The organism is Roseateles sp. (assembly GCF_049240545.1).
GTDB lineage: Bacteria > Pseudomonadota > Gammaproteobacteria > Burkholderiales > Burkholderiaceae_C > Paucibacter_A.
The window spans coordinates 1-20,197 of sequence record NZ_JBMLSK010000360.1 but is presented as its reverse complement, the minus strand read 5'-3'; the positions used below and the strand labels follow the sequence as shown (position 1 = coordinate 20,197).

At 58.9% G+C, this 20,197-nt stretch carries 13 protein-coding genes and 1 pseudogene; 10 read left to right on the top strand and 4 right to left on the bottom strand.

The window, feature by feature from the left end:
• The coding region (locus tag ACOVRJ_RS21850) for a site-specific integrase (protein WP_422045924.1) at positions 1–871 on the top strand (871 nt) is incomplete at its 5' end.
• Between the two features lie 196 nt (positions 872–1,067).
• Here ACOVRJ_RS21850 and ACOVRJ_RS21845 read toward each other — a convergent pair.
• Together ACOVRJ_RS21845 and ACOVRJ_RS21840 are read right to left on the bottom strand one after the other, a co-directional pair.
• Positions 1,068–1,380, bottom strand: a pseudogene (locus tag ACOVRJ_RS21845) (transposase); the annotation flags it as partial.
• Positions 1,364–1,546 (bottom strand): hypothetical protein, encoded by a 183-nt coding sequence (locus ACOVRJ_RS21840; protein WP_422045923.1) that lies wholly within the window; start codon positions 1,544–1,546, stop codon positions 1,364–1,366. The gene ACOVRJ_RS21840 and the pseudogene ACOVRJ_RS21845, both read right to left, overlap by 17 nt.
• Positions 1,547–1,943: 397 nt before the next feature.
• Here ACOVRJ_RS21840 and ACOVRJ_RS21835 point away from each other — a divergent pair, with 397 nt between their 5' ends.
• Complete coding sequence (locus tag ACOVRJ_RS21835) at positions 1,944–4,022, top strand: DUF1631 family protein (RefSeq protein WP_422045922.1); 2,079 nt, start codon at positions 1,944–1,946, stop codon at positions 4,020–4,022.
• 559 nt (positions 4,023–4,581) lie between these two features.
• On the opposite strand, the gene ACOVRJ_RS21830 is transcribed toward ACOVRJ_RS21835, so the two are convergent.
• Both ACOVRJ_RS21830 and ACOVRJ_RS21825 read right to left on the bottom strand, forming a co-directional pair.
• Positions 4,582–6,294 (bottom strand): alpha-L-fucosidase, encoded by a 1,713-nt coding sequence (locus tag ACOVRJ_RS21830; protein WP_422045921.1) that lies wholly within the window; start codon positions 6,292–6,294, stop codon positions 4,582–4,584.
• A 33-nt stretch (positions 6,295–6,327) separates the two neighbouring features.
• Positions 6,328–8,142 carry an alpha-L-fucosidase gene (locus tag ACOVRJ_RS21825; protein WP_422045920.1) on the bottom strand — a complete coding sequence of 605 codons (1,815 nt, stop codon included), beginning with the start codon at positions 8,140–8,142 and terminating at the stop codon, positions 6,328–6,330.
• Positions 8,143–8,922: 780 nt separating this feature from the next.
• Here ACOVRJ_RS21825 and ACOVRJ_RS21820 point away from each other — a divergent pair.
• The 8 genes from ACOVRJ_RS21820 to ACOVRJ_RS21785 form a co-directional block, all read left to right on the top strand.
• Positions 8,923–10,131: a fumarylacetoacetate hydrolase family protein gene (locus tag ACOVRJ_RS21820; protein WP_422045919.1), complete on the top strand. Its 1,209-nt coding sequence runs from the start codon at positions 8,923–8,925 to the stop codon at positions 10,129–10,131.
• Positions 10,132–10,184: 53 nt separating this feature from the next.
• Positions 10,185–10,952, top strand: a complete 768-nt coding sequence (locus tag ACOVRJ_RS21815) for an SDR family NAD(P)-dependent oxidoreductase (protein ID WP_422045925.1) — start codon at positions 10,185–10,187, stop codon at positions 10,950–10,952.
• A complete protein-coding gene (locus ACOVRJ_RS21810) occupies positions 10,949–11,830 on the top strand; it encodes an SMP-30/gluconolactonase/LRE family protein (protein WP_422045918.1) in 882 nt (293 codons plus the stop codon). The genes ACOVRJ_RS21815 and ACOVRJ_RS21810 overlap by 4 nt, the downstream gene beginning before the upstream one ends.
• Complete coding sequence (locus ACOVRJ_RS21805; RefSeq protein WP_422045917.1) at positions 11,827–13,611, top strand: IlvD/Edd family dehydratase; 1,785 nt, start codon at positions 11,827–11,829, stop codon at positions 13,609–13,611. Before ACOVRJ_RS21810 ends, ACOVRJ_RS21805 begins: the two co-directional genes overlap by 4 nt.
• 78 nt (positions 13,612–13,689) lie before the next feature.
• Positions 13,690–15,141, top strand: coding sequence for an aldehyde dehydrogenase family protein (locus ACOVRJ_RS21800; protein ID WP_422045916.1), 1,452 nt, complete (start codon positions 13,690–13,692; stop codon positions 15,139–15,141).
• Positions 15,142–15,206: 65 nt separating this feature from the next.
• On the top strand, positions 15,207–16,424 hold the full coding sequence (locus ACOVRJ_RS21795) for a galactose-1-epimerase (RefSeq protein WP_422045915.1): 1,218 nt from the start codon (positions 15,207–15,209) through the stop codon (positions 16,422–16,424).
• Positions 16,421–18,424 carry a DUF2264 domain-containing protein gene (locus tag ACOVRJ_RS21790; RefSeq protein ID WP_422045914.1) on the top strand — a complete coding sequence of 668 codons (2,004 nt, stop codon included), beginning with the start codon at positions 16,421–16,423 and terminating at the stop codon, positions 18,422–18,424. The genes ACOVRJ_RS21795 and ACOVRJ_RS21790 overlap by 4 nt, the downstream gene beginning before the upstream one ends.
• Before the next feature lie 45 nt (positions 18,425–18,469).
• The coding region (locus ACOVRJ_RS21785) for a sialate O-acetylesterase (RefSeq protein ID WP_422045913.1) at positions 18,470–20,197 on the top strand (1,728 nt) is incomplete at its 3' end.

The following is a 20,197-nucleotide window of genomic DNA, read 5'->3' as shown; positions in this document are numbered from 1 at the left end:
CAATCGGCAATCAAACAACCTATCGCTGTGTCCGAAAAAACTTGACCAGCACACCGATGGCGGCCTCACATTTGAACTACCGGCGGCGTTGGATCAAGCTCTGGTCGCTGCTGGCTACAAAGGAAAACTAGGTGCGCCAGCGCTAACGAGCCTGGTGCACCGGGTCGCGGTCTTGTCTAAAGCTCATCAAATCGCGGTTGCTGACAACCCCTGTCAGCAACCGCGGGTTCGTGAGTTGCTAGCCAAATGCCGACGCGCCTATGCCAAGAGAGGCGCCCTGCCCCTCAAGAAGCCCGCCCTCACGCGCGAGCCCTTACAAGCTTTGCTCGATACTTGTGATGACTCTCTGTGTGGGTTGAGAGATAAGGCGCTGTTGCTCTTTGCGTTTTCAAGCGGCGGCCGACGCCGCTCCGAGGTGGTGAGTGCCTGTTTCAGCAATCTGATGCGCGAGGGGGAAAGCTTTGTCTTCGTTCTCAATCACTCCAAGACCAATCAGGCCGGTGTGGAACGTATAGACAGCGACAAACCGGTCGCTGGTCGCGCTGCGGTCGCACTTTCCGCATGGCTAGCTGCCGCCAAGATCAAGGACGGAGCTGTTTTCAGGCGGGTGCGCCGAGGCGGCGTGATCGGTGAGCCGCTCTCGCCCGCCGCTGTCGGACAAATCGTCAAGAGTCGGTGCCTACTTGCCGGACTGCCCGCAAACTATTCTGCGCACTCGCTTCGATCTGGGTTTGTGACGGAAGCAGGACGCCAGCAAATTCCACTTGGTGAGACGATGGCGTTGACTGGGCATCGTTCGACGGCTTCGTTAGTGGGGTACTTTAGGGTCAATGTTGAACAATCCAGAGCCGCGAGGTTGCTTGACGAATAGATTTTGGGCAGCCTTCAATCATCCTGAGGTTGAAGGCGCCAGAACTGTTGTGGGGTCACGAGTTCTATGGCAGGCCTATCCGAATTTCTTCGTGAGGCTCACGGAACCTTCACCGATTTCCTGAAGTTTTGTTGAGTATCCTAAGGCTCGATTTTGTGAAACGGTCTTCGAATGGGATCGCGAATTGGTTCATGGCTTATTTCCAGTTGCTGGCCATCCATCCCCAGTCCTCGGTAATGTTGCGCAGGGCCAGCCAGATCAGCTTGTTCGCTCCATCATCGTTGGAGAAGTGCCCGCGCGTCTTGATGATCTTGTGCAGCCTCGCGTTCACGCTCTCAATCCCGTTGGTTATGTAGATTACGCAGCGCACCTTCGGCGGGAAAGCGTGGAACGGGATGCCCATTTCCCGGGCCCCGGGCCTTGTGCCATGTGCCCACGAGCGTTGGGAACTGCTAGCCCCAAGGCCCGGTCTGAAACACTTTCAGCTCACTCTCAGCGGCCTCGGCGCTCACCTTCCTTCAGGATAGCCACGATCTGGCTTTCGCTGAGCTTGCTCTTTCTCATTGACGCCTCGTCTTCTTTCTTGATGCCCCATTTTCCAGTCATGAGCTGTTTGTTTTCTGGGGAAGCTTTCGCGATCACCAGACGCCAATACAGGCGCTCAAATCGTGGCACAACCGTTCACCTGAACTGTTTCGAAAGCGGGTTCATGACCTCCCGGGTCTTGACACCTAAGGTCTTTCGACACGTCATCAGCGGTTCATTTTTGTTCCTCTCTTGACGCTCCACGTGACGGACTATCACCCGCCTTTTACCACGACGCTCACTACCTGGGCTCTAAACCCACGCAGCACGGGGCGGCTTGAAGCCTGCGCCTGCGCACCGACATAGAGGGGTCCGCCTTTAGATACACCATAGTTGCGCACGTCTTGCTGAACTCCTTTAATCGTGCGCGTTGCGTGGCACACTGTGAGCAGGTCCCGGCTTTGTGTGCAACAAAGCCAATTCAAGCAAGGTGTTTCGGCCGCTCTGACCCTCATTTAGCAACAAGAGGCAAACCTACGATGCCCACATGGCAGATTTAGCTCAATATCAAGCGCATTGCGCTTTCTTGTTGGGGCGCAAGTCAGAACTGGCGCAGCAACTTGTGGAGCAAGTGCAGGCGGCCCTGCGCGCATCCAGCGCCGACATCGCCATGGCCCACGACCGTAACCTGCTGTTCCTGGTTTCTGAAGCGATTCAAACCAACCGTGCCAAGTTCGAAACCGCGCTGATAGCTCAAATCCAGGCAGCAATGCAAACTGCCGGTGATACAAGCCAGAAGAGCCACAAACTCGATGACATGCGGCTGGACCAGTTGACCCTTGTCGACGAGGATCAGGCCGAGAAAGAAATCGAGATATCGCGCACCGTGCAGTTGATCGACCTGACAGCCGAATGGGAGTTGCGAGAGCTGCAAGCTTTTTCAGCCACCCTGCTGGGCGAGCCCAACTTGCGCCCACAGGCCAACCCCTTCAGGCCGGCCATTTACGCCAAAGGCCTCAGCGCTGCGATTCGCGAACTACCGCTGGGAGCGGGCGAGCGCAACATGCTACTGCGCATCAGTGGCCGAGCCTTGGCAGATTTGCTTCGCAACCACTATGCACAGGCCTGTGAGCGCCTGCGGCAGGAGGGCGTGAGCCCGCTGGCCTTCAAGGCCGTGACCACGCCGCGCAAGCCTCGCGTATCGAACGTGGATGTGTCTCAAAACGGCTCATTGCAAAGCCTGCTGGAGCGCCTGCCTGCGTCGATGCAGACGGCGCGAACGTACGCGCTACAAGGCGCCCCAGCCCCCCTTACCTTCCGGCATCTGCCTGAAACGTCCAAGTCAGTGCCCCAGCCAGCACGCCAAATGCCACCCATGTCAGGCGGTGGGCGCATGGTGCCTGAGGCCCAAGTGCTGGCGCTGCTCAACAAGCTCTTTGACCAGATGCATGCGGATGACGACGTACAGCCTGCTATCAAGACCATGATCGGACAGCTGCAACCCGCCGTTATGCGCGTCGCACGGCAAGACCCGGAGATTCTGAACTCGGCCCAGCACCCTGCCTGGCGGTTGATCAACCAGTTGGCCTCGTATGCATCAGGCTATGCCGACACTGATCACACCGAACTGAACAAGTTCATCCAGTTCATTGAGCCTCGCATCAAACAACTGGTGCTGACGCCCGGCTCCACGGTCGAACAATTCCAAAACACGCTCCATGACGTGCAGAACTTCGTCGAGCAACAAAGCCAGGCCCAACTGCTAGCCACACCGTCTGCCGTGACGCAATTGCAAGAGGCTGATAAAAAACTGGCACTGCGCCCTATCCTCTTGCAGCAGGTAGAGCATCAAATCGAAGGCAACCGGATCAAGTCCAGCATCAAGGACTTCCTACTGGGCTCATGGGTAGATGTGCTGACCCATGCCTTCGCCGCCAGAAAAGACGATGACGAGACACAAGCCATGGCCACTACCGTTGATGACTTGATCCAGAGCCTGCACAGGCCGCGAACGCTTGAAGAGCGCGATGCCCTCAAAAAATCACTGCCCAACCTGGTGAACCGATTGCAACGCGGCATGGACAGCATCGCGCTACCGCAGGACAAGCAAGAGGCCATCCTCAAAGAGCTGATGGGCATCCATGGGCACCACTTGCTGGCGGAGCCCAAATATGTTGCCGCAGCGCCGCTGGAGCCCACCGCTGCCGAATTGGTACAAAAGATGCGCGAAGAGATGGCCGCCAACAGAGCCGCCGCTCACCAAGTTGGCCACACCGCTAAAACCATCGACACCAATATAGGTTCGCTGCCCACGGTGCCCATGAATTATGGCGACGAGCACCCCGACCACCCCCATGGAAACACCCCCACAGAGTGGACCCAATCGCTGCGCAAAGGCATGTGGTGCAAGCTCTACCTGCAGGGGCAATGGACGACCGCCCAACTGCTTTGGGTGAGCGACAACCGCCAGTTCTTCATGTTCACCAGCGACTGGGCCGGCGGTATGCACTCGATGACCCGGCGAGCTTTGGAGCGCCTGCGCACCGAAGGCCTGGCTACCAATCTGGAAGAGCGCAGCTTGATGCAGCGCGCCGTAGACAGCATGCTGCAAGACCTGGATGACTGAATCATGCGCGACATGTCAAGGTCGATCGATACTGTATGCAGCAAAGCCCCCGCCATGAATCCAGATCAATCCTGAATTGCCGTAAAACGAGGCAGTGAAAACCGGAGGTGCTTGGTCTCATTCCATTTCAAAATGCGGGACTGGGCTGGGGTCACGCCTTGCATGACAGTATTGACCTGTCATCGCCGTGTCGTTCACGTCCGCGCGCCAAAAACTGCGGCCCATGGACCTCTCGGGTCACTTGCCTCGAGCTTAAACATGCAGGCAAGCCCGCAACCTTTGGTGAAATTGCCCGCCCAGCCCTATGCCGGGAGTTGGGCCCGACGGCCGACCTACTTCTCTGGCTTCGCCAAGAGAAGTAGGTCTGAGAAGGCGCCTCGAACGTCTGGCCCCAGCGGGGTTCGTTGCTGAGTTCGCAATTCAGGGCCGCGCCAAACTCACTGCGCCACGCTGCGCGCTGACAAGGGATCGGCGCTACGGAAGCCTGGCCCGCCGCAAAGGCAAAGTGTGAACGTAACTTCCCTGCCCGGCGGACGATCTCGGGCGCCGCAAGGGGAATTCAGTTTTCTGAGCGGAACAGAGTGAACTCGTTCAGACCAGGTGCTTCCTTGCTGTTCTCAATGATTAGCCGGAACTGCTGCGCCCGGACTGGTGCGAAGTCGATGCGCAAGCCGCTGCCATTAGTTTTGTCGCTGATGACCTTGGTCCACTCTCCTTGCTGGAAGGCCTGCAACTCTAACTTTTGACCGATGTTGTCCCAAGGGTGCCAGCGCTCGACGATGGCCATGGACTGGATAGAAACGGGCTCATCGAGGTCTATCTTAAGCATCGCTGTGTGTACCCCTTCAGCCGCTTTCCAAGCGAAGGAGGGCTCGCCGTCCGTCAGCTTGCGCAAATTGGAGGAAGGGTCAGCGGAACTCACGGTCACACGCTTCCCCGCTGACGGCGCTGGCAACACCATCGGCTCACCATCAAACTCAAGGGCCAGCACTGAGTCGACCTTGTCTGGCGCATAGCTCGGCAGCCGAATCTTGTTGCTGCCGCCAATTTGTTCAATTTGAAGCTCTTGGGTCTTGTTTGCAAGTAGATAGGCTTTGGTGACCCGGTTCGCCATCGGCACAATCAACTCGCCGTTTTTGGGCCAATCAAAGACGTGCAGATATAGCGTTTGGTCCTTGCGCGTGGCGCGCCCCCAAGACAGAAAAGGGAATGGGCTCGCAGAGCTGCTATAAACAGCCTCCCCATTCATGCGCAGCCAATCCCCCATTTCTCGTAGCGTTCGTTGGCTGATCGGGGGAATGACGCCATAAGCATTCGGCCCCACATTGAGCAGGAAGTTGCCGCCCTTGCTCGCGATATCGATCAATTTACGCAGCAGGTCGCCGGTGCTTTTCCAGTCGTCATCCCAGGCGTTGTAGCCCCAGTGCCCATTCATGGTCATGCAGACCTCCCAGTTTTGCCTGGGAAAGCCGGTGGCCGGGATGAACTGCTCCGGGCTCGCAAGGTCGCCCCCTTGCCCGCCGCCCAATCGGTTATTCGTGATCAGGTTTGGATATTTCTTGACAATGGCCGCAAACTTTTTTGCCGCTGACGGAGTCATACCATGCGGCGTATCCCACCAAATCACCGCAACATCGCCGTAATTTTCTAGGATTTCTTTTACTTGCGGGATCGCCACTCTGTCGATATAGCTCTCCATATCGCCTTCTTGGGCTTTGTCCCACTTCGGACCTTTCGATGCCCCACCTGGGTGGTACCAATCCTGTGCCTGAGAGTAGTAAAAACCCAGCTTCACGCCATGTTTACGCGCCGCATCGGCCAATTCTTTCAAAACGTCACGTTTGAAGGGGGTGGCGTCGACGATGTTGTAGGCGGATGCGTTGGACTTGAACATCGCAAAACCATCGTGATGTTTTGCGGTAATGATGATGTATTTTTGCCCCGCATCTTTGGCTAACTTTACCCATTCTTCTGCATTGAATTGGGTAGGATTAAACTGCTTCGCCAACGATGAATATTCGTCGCGCGGTATTTTCTTGAAATACATCAACCATTCGCCGCTGCCGGTCGTGTCACCCCAAACACCGGCGGGAACCGAATAGATACCCCAGTGGATGAACATTCCGAATTTGGCATCTTTCCACCACTGCATTTTCGGTTCATTCTGACGTGAACCGGAGGTGCCTTCAATATTTTGTGCAAGCGCGCCAGCCAGTCCGGTCAGCAGAATCACCACAGCGGCTAGCTTTGCGAATACGTTCAGTTTATTCATATTCTTGGACTCATCGATATGCAGACCGTCAAATTACATAGAGCGAAACAGCATCCACTCATTGAGCGCAGGCGCTGTTTTTTCGTTCTCCAACTGCAGAAGAAACTTTCTTGCTTTGACGGGGCTGAAGCCTTTTACACTGCCCGTCCCCTCGGTCTTGCCGTCATATGCCTTGAGCCATTCGTTGTTTTCTAAATAGAACAGCTGATATTTTTGGGTCATTGCATCCCAAGGATGCCAGGGTTCAACCAAGCCGATCGCTTGAATTTCAACCGATTCTTCCAAGTCGATTTCCAATGTGGCATTCTTTTCACCTCTTTCGGCTTTCCACGCGAACCTAGAGTTTCCATCTGTTAGTTTGCTCAAATGAGAGCTCGCATCCGATGAACTGGCCGAGACATTTTTACCGATAGACGGTGCCGGAAGGGTATTGAGTTCACCTTCAAACTGAATCGCAAGCACTGAAACCACCGAGTCGGGCCCATAGACCGGCAACTGAATGACGCTATGTCCACCCAATTGAGTAACCTCCATCACAGTCTCTTTAGCGGCCAATAGTTGGGCGCTGCTGATCTTGTTAGACATGGGCACCCTCAGCACACTGTCTTTGGGCCAATCAAAAATATGCAAATAGAGCGTTTGCCCCTTGCGGGTCGCGCGACCCCACGGCAGGTAGGCAAACGGACTGGCGCTGGTGCCATATACCGCTTCGCCGTTCAGACGTAACCATTCGCCAATTTCGCGCAGCGTTCTTTGGCTGACGGGCGGAATTTCGCCATAAGCATTGGGCCCGACATTGAGCAGGAAGTTCCCCCCCTTGCTGCTGATGTCCACCAATTTGCGGAGCAACTCTGAACTGCTCTTCCAGTGATCGTCCCAGGCGTTGTAGAAGAAGTGCCCATTCATGGTCATGCACACCTCCCAGTTCTCTCCCGGGAAACCGGTGGCAGGGATGGCCTGCTCTGGACTTGCGAAGTCGCCCCCCAGGCCTCCCCCCAAGCGGTTGTTGGCAATGAGAAGGGGGAATTCCTTGATGATCCCAGCGACCTTGTTGGCCAGCGCCGGCGTCATGCCCCACGGCGCGTCCCACCAGACGATGGCCACATCACCATAGTTTTCCAGCAACTCCTTAATTTGCGGAATGGCGACCTGATCGAAATAGGCCTCGATATCACCCTCTTGAGCCTTGTCCCATTTGGGGAATTTTGAGCCACCACCTGGGTGGTACCAGTCCTGCGCTTGCGAGTAATAAAAGCCCAACTTCATGCCGTGCTTGCGGCAGGCTTCGGCCAGTTCCTTCAAAACATCGCGCTTGAATGGCGTGGCATCCACAATGTTGTATGCGGAAGCCTGGGACTTGAACATCGCAAAACCATCATGATGCTTGGCGGTAATAACGATGTACTTTTGGCCTGCATCTTTGGCAAGTTTGACCCACTCCTCGGCGTTGAACTTTGTCGGATTGAATTTTTGCGCCAAACTCGCATACTCGTCGCGGGGTATTTTTTGATATGCCATCAACCAACCGCCGTGATCGGTATTGGTCCATTTCCCGCCGGTGACAGAAAAAACGCCCCAGTGGATGAACATGCCAAAGCGCGCCTCTTGCCACCAGTGCATTTTGGGGTCATCTAGGCGCGCACCTGTGGTGCCTTCGATGTTTTGTGCGAGCCCTGCGGTCGTGCAAAATGCCAACACGAACCCAATTATTAATAATCTAAACATATGATTTATTAATATATTGGATTTAGGTATTGCAATTTGCAATGCCACCCAATGAATCGCTAAGATGCCTACGTCCATCGCCCTGTTGTTCATCTGACTCTTTTCAGTCATGAATGCCATCATGATGACTCTCTATCGATTTATCAATGGAAGGCATGCTTTGTAACACGAGCGCCTACTCAATATCAACGAGCAGTAGCCAATAGGCGTTGGCGTGAATTTCAAACCATCAGAGGCATTGCTTCTGTTGAATGGCGTTTGTTTTACTTTCATCAGCAAGCCAAGGCAATTGTGTAATTCGACATTTGCACTTACAACTTTTGGTTTGGACGACGCATATTGCGATCAGCAGTTGCTACCCTAGCTACCATCAGAGGTATTCATGAGCCTCGGCCCTTGGGCGTAGCAATTCATGGTGAATTCCTGAAATGCTGTTGCTCTACTTGAAATCCCTATTATTATATGTAATGTGCCCAATGACACAGGTAGTTTTACTCTGCTAGACAATGTCTGGGCTGCGAAGCGAGTAATACCAAGTTGCCGGTCGAGCGGTTGTCGGAGTCGCTCGCTCGGCAATAGTTCCTCAGAGCGGCCGCCAGGGCTGCGCCGCCAAGCGGGCTGAGCGGGTGATTTGAATGCAGGCGACCAATTCACCAAGGAAAGGCTTGCTTGTTTGATAAGAAATATGGTTGATTGCGCCAGGCTTTGGCAGTTGGCTTGGGCGCACACCGAACACCGCTGCCCGCCGCTGCTATTAAAAACAAATCGGCTTGGCAGCTATCGCAATTGCTCGCTCCGAGGTGACACGGCCCAATGTGAATGTGAGAGGTCCATTCGTTTGATCCTTTATTTATTCAGGCCAGAACGTCACTGACAGACACTTCTGCCCGCCGGAGAAGCCCCGTGCAAGATATTTCCACTGTTTCCGCCCTTCCCGTTGACGCCGATCAGGCTGTGTTGCTCGGCCGCGTCTGGCGCAGCCAGCCCGTGGAAGGCCCAGCCCTGGTGGCAATCCGCCAGGGCCAGGTCTTTGACATCAGTCAGCACGCCGCGACGATGTCGGATCTGTTGGATCGCCCCGATGTACTTCGTATCGCTCGGGAGGCTGCCGGCGAGAACCTGGGGTCTGTGCAGGCCTTGTTGGACAACGCGCTAAGCGCCCAGCCCGACCGCAGCTTGCCTCGCTTGCTGGCACCTAATGATGTCCAGGCCATCAAGGCTTGCGGCGTGACCTTCGCGGTCAGCCTGCTGGAGCGTGTGATCGAGGAGCAGGCGGGCGGCAATGCCCAAAAGGCCGAATTGCTGCGCGGTGAGTTGCTGCAGACCATTGGTGCCAATCTGGCCAGCATCAAGCCCGGCTCGCCGGACGCCATGAAACTGAAGGAAGAATTGGTCCGCCGCGGTGCGTGGTCGCCGTATATGGAAGTCGGCATCGGCCCGGACGCCGAAGTGTTCTCGAAGTCGCAGCCGATGTCGGCCGTGGGCTTCGGTGACGACGTGGGCATTCACCCATCGTCGCAATGGAACAACCCCGAGCCCGAGGTGGTGCTCGCCGTCAACAGCCGCGCCGAGGTGGTCGGAGCGACCTTGGGCAACGACGTCAACCTGCGTGATATCGAGGGCCGCAGCGCCCTGCTGCTCGGTAAGGCCAAGGACAATAACGGTTCGTGCTCGATCGGCCCCTTCATCCGCTTGTTCGATGATCAGTTCACGCTCGACACGGTGCGCGCCGCCGAGGTGCGCATGCTGATCGAAGGGCGTGACGATGACTTCGTGCTCGACGGTCTCAGCCGCATGATCGAAATCAGCCGCGATCCGCTCGATTTGGTGTCGCAGGTTTGCGGCACGCATCACCAGTACCCCGACGGGTTCATGCTCTTCCTCGGCACCATGTTTTCGCCGATCAAGGACCGCGGCGCCAAGGGTTGCGGCTTTACCCATCACTTGGGCGACCGGGTCACCATCGCAAGCCCGTCCCTGGGCGCGTTGGTCAACCACGTGCAACGCAGTGATGAGATCACGCCCTGGACCTTCGGCGTGCGCGCGCTGTACAGCAATCTGGCGCAGCGCGGTTTGTTGGGTGGCCAAGAAAGCCAGCAGGTGCCCGCATGAGTGGTGGAACTCAAGTTTTGCGGTCCCCTACAGCTCCGGCCGTGCCGAAAAAAATGAAGTACGCGCTCTACCCCAGCCTGGCAGACAAGCATGTGCTGATTACCGGCGGCGGTACCGGCATTGGCGCCACCTTGGTCGAGTCGTTTGCGCTGCAGGGCGCTCGCGTCAGCTTTCTGGACATCGCCGATACAGCCTCCTTGGCCTTGCAGGAAAGCTTGGCCGCTTGTGCCTATCAGCCTCAGTTCACCCACTGTGATCTGACCAATCTGGACGAATTGGGGCAAGTCTTTGCGCAAATTGAAGCGCGGAGCGGCCCGATCAGCATCCTGATCAACAACGCCGCCAATGACACGCGCCACGATGTGACGCAGACCACGGCCCAGCAGTGGGATGCGAGCATTGCGGTCAATCTACGCCACCAGTTCTTTTGTGCCAAGGCGGTCCTGCCTTCGATGTTGGCTGCCGGTGGCGGCGTTATCCTTAACCTTGGATCGATTTCCTGGCATCTGGCCTTGCCTGATCTGGCCATGTATATGACATCAAAGGCAGCCATTGAAGGCTTGACCCGTGGTCTCGCCCGCGATTTCGGCGCGCAAAACATCCGCGTTAACACCATCGTGCCGGGCGCCATTCGCACCCCGCGTCAGACCATGTTGTGGCACACCACAGAAGAAGAGGCCAAAATTCTGGCCGGCCAATGTTTGAAGCAGCGTGTCGAGCCGGAAGATGTGGCCGCTCTCGCCCTCTTCTTGGCCTCGGACAACGGTGCCCGCTGCACCGGCCGGGAGTACTTCGTCGACGCAGGTTGGTACGGCGCATGAGTGAAATTCGGCCCGACTGTCTCTGGCCCGTGGCCGCCGAATTGGGCGAGGGCCCAATTTGGGTCGAATCCGAGCAGGCCGTGTATTTTGTGGACATCAAGGGGCAGCAGATCCACCGCTGCACGGTGTTTGGCAACGCGCAGCAGAGTTGGACGGCACCGCAGCCGATTGGCTTCTTGCAAGCGCTGTCCGGAGGCGACTTTATTGCCGGTTTGAAGGACGGCTTGTATCGCTTCAAACCCGCGGACGGCAGCTTCACCCGCTGTTCCGCCGTTGAGCCCCATCTGCCAGGCAACCGGCTCAATGATGCCTATGTCGACCGCAAGGGCCATCTGTGGTTCGGCTCGATGGATGACGCTGAGACGGCCCCTAGCGGCACGCTGTACCGCGTCGGCGCCCTTGGCGAACTCCAGCCCAAGGACATGGGCTATGTGATCACCAATGGCCCCGCCATGAGCCCCAATGGCCTGACCTTTTATCACACCGACACGATGCGTTGCGTGGTGTATGCCTACGACGTCTCCGAGAGAGGGGATTTGACTAACAAGCGCTGCCTGCTGAAGACGCGCCATGGTTACCCCGACGGAACTTGTGTCGACGCTGAAGGCTATCTCTGGGTCGCCTTGTTCGGGGGACATCGCGTTGAGCGCTACAGCCCGTCAGGCCGCTTGGTTCAAACCGTCGACCTGCCCTGTGCCAATGCGACCAAGCTGGCCTTTGGCGGGGCCGATCTGCGCAATGTGTTTGTGACCACAGCCTGGAAAGACCTGTCACCCGCGGAGCGTGCCAAGCAGCCGCTGGCCGGCGGGTTGTTCACCTTCAGAGTTGACACGCCCGGCCTCCCTCTCCACGCCATCACGCAAGGATTTCCGTTATGAGCAGCAAACCTCCTGTCGCACGCCGCTTCCGTTCTCAGGATTGGTTTGACAACCCCGATCACATCGACATGACCGCGCTCTATCTGGAGCGCTTCATGAACTACGGCATCACGCCGGAAGAACTGCGTTCGGGTCGCCCCATCATTGGCATTGCTCAGAGCGGCAGTGATATCAGCCCTTGCAATCGCATCCATCTGGAGCTGGCCAAGCGTGTACGCGATGGCATCCGAGATGCCGGCGGTATCGCGATGGAGTTCCCGCTGCACCCGATCTTTGAAAACTGCCGGCGTCCCACGGCCGCCATCGATCGCAACCTGGCCTATCTGGGCTTGGTCGAAATACTGCACGGCTACCCCATCGACGCCGTGGTGCTGACTACGGGCTGCGACAAGACCACGCCGGCTCAGTTGATGGCCGCCGCTTCGGTCGACATTCCGGCCATTGTCTTGTCGGGTGGCCCGATGCTGGACGGCTGGTTCGAGGGCGAATTGGTCGGCTCCGGCGCAGCCATCTGGAAGGGCCGTCGCCAGTTGGCCGCAGGCCAGATCGACGAGGCCAAGTTCCTCGACATCGCCGCCGCTTCGGCGCCTTCGGCCGGACACTGCAACACCATGGGCACGGCCTCGACCATGAATGCCATTGCCGAGGCCTTGGGGATGTCGCTGACGGGCTGCTCGGCCATCCCGGCCCCCTATCGCGAGCGCGGACAAATGGCCTACGAAACCGGCAAGCGCATCGTCGAAATGGCCCACGCGGACCTGCGTCCGTCGCAAGTGCTGACACGTGAGGCCTTCTTGGATGCCATCGTCGTCAATGCCGCCATTGGCGGCTCCACCAATGCCCAGCCCCACATCATGGCGATGGCTCGGCATGCCGGTGTCGAGTTGAGTCCGAGCGACTGGATGGAGTTCGGCCACAAGGTGCCCTTGCTGCTGAATATGCAGCCCGCAGGCAAGTACCTGGGCGAACGCTTCCACCGCGCCGGTGGCGTGCCGGCGGTGATGTGGGAGTTGCAGCAGGCGGGGTTGCTGCGCGCCCAACGCCTCACCGTGACCGGCCGTAGCATGGCCGCCAATCTGAAGGGTCGACAGACCACGGACCGAGAGGTCATCTTTCCTTTCGCCGAGCCCCTGAAGGAGAACGCCGGCTTCTTCGTGTTGTCAGGCAATTTGTTCGACTTCGCGATCATGAAGACCAGCGTGATCTCGGCCGACTTCCGCGCCCGCTATCTGAGCCGGCCCGGTGCAGAGAACGTCTTCGAGGCGCGTGCCGTCGTGTTTGATGGTTCCGGGGACTACCACGCCCGCATCAACGACCCATCTCTCAATATCGACGAAAACTGCATGCTGGTGATTCGCGGCGCCGGCCCGGTGGGTTGGCCCGGTTCGGCCGAGGTCGTCAATATGCAGCCGCCGGATGCGCTGATCAAGCGCGGCATCCAGAGCCTGCCGACCTTGGGCGATGGCCGCCAATCCGGCACCTCGGACAGCCCGTCGATCCTGAACGCCTCGCCCGAGAGCGCTGTGGGTGGCGGCCTGGCCTTGCTGCGTAGCGGTGACACGATCCGGGTGGATCTCAATTCCGGTCGTTGCGACATGCTGGTCGACGAGGCCGAATTGCTGCGCCGACGCAGCGAAGGCATCCCGGCCGTGCCGCCCAGCCAGACCCCCTGGCAGGAGATCTATCGCTCCACCGTGGGTCAACTCGAATCGGGCGCCTGCATGGAGTTGGCCGTGCCCTACCGTGGCTTGGCCGAAAAGATGCCGCGCCACAACCACTGAGCCCATTTTGGCGGCTCGGCCCTGCCCGCCTGGCGGCGGCCGAGCAAGCCCAGACCCCATTCTTAGAAAGCTTCAACCATGTACAAGAATCTCATCAACGGCGAATGGCTGGAAGGCGCACGCGTTTCCCGCAATGTCAACCCGTCCGACACCCGCGACCTGATCGGCGAATTCGCGCAGGCGGACGCAGAGCAGGCCCGCGAGGCGGTGGCCGCCGCACGCGCAGCCTTTCCGGCCTGGTCGCAAAGTACGCCGCAACAGCGCTTTGACATCTTGGATGCGGCCGGTACCGAGATCCTCTCCCGCCGCGCCGAACTGGGTGATCTGCTAGCCCGCGAAGAAGGTAAAACGCTGCCCGAGGCCATTGGCGAAGTTGGCCGCGCCGGCAATATCTTCAAGTTCTTTGCCGGCGAAGCGCTACGCGTCGGTGGCGAAAGCATTCCGTCGGTGCGGCCCGGTGTGGGTGTCGAGGTCACCCGAGAAGCGCTGGGCGTGATCGGCCTGATCACGCCTTGGAATTTCCCGATCGCCATTCCGGCCTGGAAGCTCGCGCCGGCCCTGGCGTTTGGTAACACCGTGGTGATGAAGCCGGCCGATCTGGTGCCCGCTTCGGCCTGGCATTTGGCCGACATCTTGCAACGCGCCGGTTTGCCTAAGGGCGTATTCAACTTGGTGATGGGCCGTGGATCGGAAGTAGGTGCGGTGCTGCTCGACGACACGCGCGTCGACGCCATCAGCTTCACCGGTTCGGTCAGTACCGGCAAGAAGGTCGCCGCGGCCTGCATGAACCGCGCCGACGGCCGCATGGCCAAGTTCCAATTGGAAATGGGCGGCAAGAACCCATTTGTGGTGCTCGATGACGCCGACTTGGAGATCGCAGTGTCAAGTGCATTGAACAGTGGCTTCTTCTCGACCGGCCAGCGCTGTACCGCGTCGTCACGCCTGATCGTCACCGAAGGTATCCATGATCGCTTTGTGGCTGCACTGGCGATGAAGATGAATGCTTTGAAGGTGGACGATGCCCGCAAGGCTGGCACCGATATCGGCCCGGTGGTGGACAACTCCCAACTGGCGCAAGACCTGGAATACATCGCCATCGGCAAAGCTGAAGGCGCGCGACTGGTGGCGGGCGGCGAGCCGATCGAACTCAGCAGCGCGGGCGCGCCAGGTTTCTATCTGAAGCCCGCGCTGTTCAGCGAGGCCAGCGCAGAGATGCGCATCAGCCGCGAAGAGATCTTTGGCCCGGTGGTCAGCGTCATCCGAGTGAAGGACTATGACGAGGCCCTGGCGATGGCGAATGACACGCCGTTCGGACTGGCCAGCGGTATTGCTACAACCTCGCTCAAACATGCCACGCATTTCAAGCGTCACGCTCAAGCCGGCATGGTGATGGTCAACCTGCCGACCGCCGGCGTCGACTATCACGTGCCATTTGGTGGTCGCAAAGGCTCGAGCTATGGTCCGCGCGAACAGGGCAAGTACGCGGCCGAGTTCTACACCACGGTCAAAACAGCCTACACACAGGCTTAAGCTCAAGCGAAGCCCCGCACGGCGTTAAGCAAGTCCACAGATAGCCATCCCATGCTATTGCGCCCATGAGCATCAATCGCAGCCACACCACGCAAGGCCCAGCCGCCCCGGCGCCGGTGTTTGTGCTGCGCAATGACGCGGGCATGCAATTGGCATTCATGGCGCAGGGGGCGACCTGGATGTCCTGCTCGCTGCTCTTGGCAGACGGCAGTCGCCGTGAGGTCTTGCTGGGCTGCTGCGACCAATCCGAGTACCGGCGCCAGCGCCTGTATATGGGTGCGGTGATCGGCCGCTTCAGCAATCGCATCCGTGACTCGCGCTTTGAACTCGATGGGCAGCTTCACCAGCTGAGCCCCAACGAAGGCCCGCATCATTTGCATGGCGGACCGGAGGGGTTTGACCGCAAGGACTGGCAGGTTTTGCAATATGACGAGCGCGAGTTGGTGTTTGGCCTCGTGTCGCCGAATGGTGACCAGGGCTACCCGGGTGAAGTGATAGCCCGAGTCAGCTACCGCATTGGCGAGGATCTCTCTTTGACGATCTCGATGAGCGCCAGAACCACCGCGCCCTGCCCTGTCGGGCTGACTCAGCATGCCTACTTCAATCTCGATGGCGACCGTGGCGGCGACACCGCATCCTGTCTGGGCCAGCGCTTGCGCGTGGCCGCCGATCATTGGCTCCCCATCGATGCCGACAAGCTACCTGCGGCGGACTTGCAATCGGTGCATGGGCGCGGCTTTGACCTGCGCGAAGGCGCGACCCTCGCGCAGGTCATTGAGGCCGATCCGACCTTGCGGGCCGAAGGCGGCTTTGACCATTGCCTGGCGCTCCGCCCGGGCCTAACGTCGTCCAAAGACGGTGAGTCGGCCGCCGAACTCTGGTCTGCCGATGGGCAAATCAGCATGCAACTACGCACCGACCAAGCGGCCTTGCAGGTCTACACCGGCCAGAGTTTGTTCGAAGTGCAGGCCCGCGACGGGCGCCGCTATCCCGCCCATTCTGGCATCGCGCTGGAACCCCAGTTTGTGCCCGACAGCATGAATCAAGCCTTTGACAAAGCGCAGCGCCCCGACTGCATTCTTCGCCCCGGCCAAGTCTGGCGCAGTTGCAGTCGCTTGAGCTTTGCGCTTCACCCCGTCCCACCGGACAAGCGCGATATGACGAAGACCCCCTCAGCGCTGCCTTCGGTCGACTGGCGTGCACCAGGCTTAAATGCTTTCCTTGCCCTAGGGGAAACCGCCAGACATTGGATCGCTACAAAAAAATGGAGACCCACCCTATGAACCACCGCCGCAATTTGCTCAAAGCCGTTGCCTCTTTTGGCGCTGCTGCACCCCTCGCCGGCATCGCCGATACGGGGGGAACGGGTGCAAATCAAAGCCAACAGGAGGCGGAACTGAACGCGCTGCGGCGCCGAATCAGTGGCCCGGACCAGTTTCCGCCCTCGTTCAATCCAATGGCGGGCAATCCGCTGCAGACCCGTGCCGATGTGGTGCAGGCCATCAAAGACCTGTATCTGCCGTTGACGCCGTATTACTCAAAGGGTGGCGCTCGTGTTCGGCTGGACATGGCCGGTTCTATGTTTGACCCCACCTCAGCCGATCTGGAGGGCTTTGCGCGGCCCTTGTGGGGCTTGGCCCCATTGGCCGCGGGCGGCGGCGCCGACTTCGTCGACTGGGACCTGTTTCGCCGCGGCTTGGCCAACGGCACCAACCCTGAGCATCCCGAGTATTGGGGTGCCTGCGCCGACCGGGATCAGCGCTTGGTCGAGTTGTCTTCGCTGGGTTTTGCGCTCTCCCTGATCCCGAAGATCTTGTGGGAGCCTCAGCCCGCGCAGGCGAAGAAACATATCGCGGCGTACTTTCAAAACGCCTATGCACGCATCTACGGCGTCAACAACTGGATGTTCTTCCGCTTGATGATTGGTCTGGGCCTGAAGGCGATGGGCGAGTCGTTCGACCCCGCGCTGACGGCCGACTATGAGAAGCAGATCGACGCGCTCTATCTCGACAAGGGCTGGTACCGCGACGGCCCCTTCCGGCGCGCCGATTACTACGTACCATTCGCCTTTCATTACTACAGCCTGTTGCTCAGCCGGCTCGACTACAAGAGCCCGCGTGTCGCCACATTGCAAAGCCGCGCCAAGGCATTGGCGCCTGAGTTTCAACGCTGGTTCGCCGACGATGGCGCGGCCCTGCCCTTTGGCCGCAGCCTGACCTACCGCTTCGCCTGCGCGTCCTTTTGGTCGGCGCTGGCCTTTGCCGATGTACCGGCGCTGCCCTGGGGACAGATCAAGGGCCTGGTGCTGCGCCATCTGCGCTGGTGGTCCAAGCAGCCGATTGCTCATCGCGACGGTATCTTGTCGCTCGGCTACGCCTACCCGAATCAACACATGGTTGAACACTACAGTTCAGCCTGCTCGCCCTACTGGGCCTTCAAGGTGTTTGCCTTCATGGCGCTGCCGGAGAGCCACCCGTTCTGGACCTCAAAGGAGGAGGCGCTGCCCGCCTTTGAGCAACCCGCTACGCTGACCAATCCCGGCATGGTGATCTTCCACCCACCGGGTGACGCTATCGCGCTGTGCAGCGGACAAGAGGAATATCGACCCTGGTTGCGGCTGGCTCCCGAGAAGTATTCGAAATTTGCCTACTCGGCGCGCTATGGTTTTTGCGTGGAGACACTGCTGGGTGCTTTCGATTCGGCGGCGCTGGACAATATGTTGGGCTTCAGCACCGATGGCCGCCACTTCAAGGTACGCGAAGGCAATCAAATCGCCAAGATTTCCGACAACTTGGTGTACTCGCGCTGGGTGGTTGACGAAGACATCACGGTGGAGACCTGGTTGTTGCCGGCCGCTCCCTGGCATGTGCGGGTGCACCGCATCGTCGCCAAAAAGGACTGCCAGGTGATCGAAGGGGGCTTCGCCATCAAACGCCCGGAAGACGGCAGCCCCATTCAAACCGAGGCCGGCCCGGGTGCCGGCCAAATCGCGACGCTCAGCGACCTGTCCGGCATCCGAGACCTGGGCTCCAGCGTTTCGCGCAAGGGCCGCGTGATCGAGAACTTCGCCAACGCCAATGTGGTCAATGGCAACAGCAGCATTCCGCAGTTGCTGTGCAACATCAGTGAAGGCGAAACCCGCTTGTACACCGCCGTGCTGGCCCTGGGGGACACCAAGGCCGGGCGCAGTGCCTGGGGTCAGCCACCGGCGGCGCCGTCGATTGCGGAGTTGCGCCAAATCATTCGCGGCCAAAGTGTCGACGTCGGCACGATGAAGGTTTGAGGGCTAGCACCGCTTGGATGACGGTTGCTAACCCCAAAAATCATAATGAAGACAAAAACAATCTGTTCATTGGTGCCCTTTGTGTTGATGACAAGCCAGGCCTACGCAGATGTTCGTTTACCACGTCTGGTCAGTGACGGTCTGGTGCTGCAACGCTCGCAGCCCCTCATCTTGTGGGGCTGGGCCGATGATGGCGAGGCGGTGACGGTCTCGCTTGGCAAGCAAGAGCTAAAGACCCATGCTCAGGGTGGACGCTGGCAAGTCCAATTCGATCCGCTGGCTGCCGGCGGCCCCTACCAAATCGAGGTGCAGGGCAAGAACAAGCTGCAGGTCAAGGACGTGCTGATCGGTGACGTCTGGCTCGCCTCCGGGCAGTCCAATATGCAGTTGTCGATGGATCGGGTCAGCTTGCGGTATCCGGGCTTGATAGCGTCCACCCAATTGCCGACCATCCGTGAGTTCAACGTTCCGCAGATTCACGGCTTCAAGGGGCCGCAGCAGGACTTCCCGCAGGGCGCTTGGAAGAAGGCCGTGCCCGCACAGCTGGGCGGTTTTTCTGCCGCTGGTTTTTTCTTTGCGCGCAGCCTACAGCAACAGTATCAGGTACCGATCGGGCTGATCAGCATCGCCGTGGGTGGCTCACCTGCCGAGGCCTGGATGAGCGAAGCAGCGCTGCAAAAGTATCCCCACTACCTGGCCAAAGCGCAGCTCTTCAAGGACGACAGCTACGTAGCCACGCTGACCGAGAAGGAAACGCAAGCGGGCAAGGCCTGGAACGAAAAAATCCTCGCTGCCGACCTTGGTCTGAAGCAGGACTGGGCCAGTGGGGCTGAGACAGAGAGCGACTGGCAGGCCTTCAGAGTGCCGGGCTATGTGAAAGAGCAAGGTAGCGACTTTAGCTACGGCGCCATCTGGTTCCGCCGCAGCCTCATGCTGAACCCGGAACAAGCCGTAAAGCCGGCCACCTTGTGGTTAGGCGCGATCGCCGATGAAGACCGGGCCTTCGTCAATGGCCGAGAGATCGGCAAGACCGACAATGTCTATCTGCCGCGCATCTATGCTGTTCCTGCTGGTGTTCTCAAGGCAGGTCAGAACACGCTCAGCGTGCGCGTGGTCAGCAAAGGCGGCAAGGCGGGTTTCATTCGCGACAAGCGCTATGCGCTGGACTTCGGCGACGAAGAGCTGAGTTTGTTCGGCGCCTGGCAGTACAAGGTCGGGGCCAACAGCAGCGCGCCGCCGATGGCGACCACCCTGCACTATCAGCCCGGTACCTTGTTCAACGCCAAGTTGGCGCCGGTGCTGAAGCAGGCCATCAAGGGCGTAATCTGGTACCAGGGCGAATCGAATACGGGCCGGGCAAGTGAATACACCACCTTGTTCCCCGACCTAATTCGCGATTGGCGCAGTCAGTTCCAGCGACCCGAATTGCCTTTCTTGTACGTTCAGTTGGCGAGTTATCAAGTCGCCAAACCCGATCCATCTGAAAGCATCTGGGCCGCCACCCGAGAGGCGCAACGCCAGACCTTGGGCGTCAGCAATACCGCGATGGCCGTCGCCATCGACATTGGCGATTGGAATGACATCCATCCACTCAACAAACAGGCGGTAGGAGAACGGCTGGCCCTGGCCGCACGCAAGATGGCGTATGGCGAAACAAGTCTGGTGGCCACAAGCCCGAACGCTATTGGCGTTGAACGACAAGGCAAGACGCTGTTGGTCAGCTGTGCTGGTCTAATTTCCCCGGACACCTCGATAGGTGGAATCCACCTGGAC

What these genes read in the sequence shown, in the direction of transcription:
- ACOVRJ_RS21835 (WP_422045922.1), top strand. Translation starts at nt 1,944, where the DNA reads ATGGCAGATTTAGCTCAATATCAAGCGCATTGCGCTTTCTTGTTGGGG.
- ACOVRJ_RS21830 (WP_422045921.1), bottom strand. Translation starts at nt 6,294, where the DNA reads ATGAATAAACTGAACGTATTCGCAAAGCTAGCCGCTGTGGTGATTCTG.
- ACOVRJ_RS21825 (WP_422045920.1), bottom strand. Translation starts at nt 8,142, where the DNA reads ATGATGGCATTCATGACTGAAAAGAGTCAGATGAACAACAGGGCGATG.
- ACOVRJ_RS21815 (WP_422045925.1), top strand. Translation starts at nt 10,185, where the DNA reads ATGAAGTACGCGCTCTACCCCAGCCTGGCAGACAAGCATGTGCTGATT.
- ACOVRJ_RS21810 (WP_422045918.1), top strand. Translation starts at nt 10,949, where the DNA reads ATGAGTGAAATTCGGCCCGACTGTCTCTGGCCCGTGGCCGCCGAATTG.
- ACOVRJ_RS21805 (WP_422045917.1), top strand. Translation starts at nt 11,827, where the DNA reads ATGAGCAGCAAACCTCCTGTCGCACGCCGCTTCCGTTCTCAGGATTGG.
- ACOVRJ_RS21800 (WP_422045916.1), top strand. Translation starts at nt 13,690, where the DNA reads ATGTACAAGAATCTCATCAACGGCGAATGGCTGGAAGGCGCACGCGTT.
- ACOVRJ_RS21795 (WP_422045915.1), top strand. Translation starts at nt 15,207, where the DNA reads ATGAGCATCAATCGCAGCCACACCACGCAAGGCCCAGCCGCCCCGGCG.
- ACOVRJ_RS21790 (WP_422045914.1), top strand. Translation starts at nt 16,421, where the DNA reads ATGAACCACCGCCGCAATTTGCTCAAAGCCGTTGCCTCTTTTGGCGCT.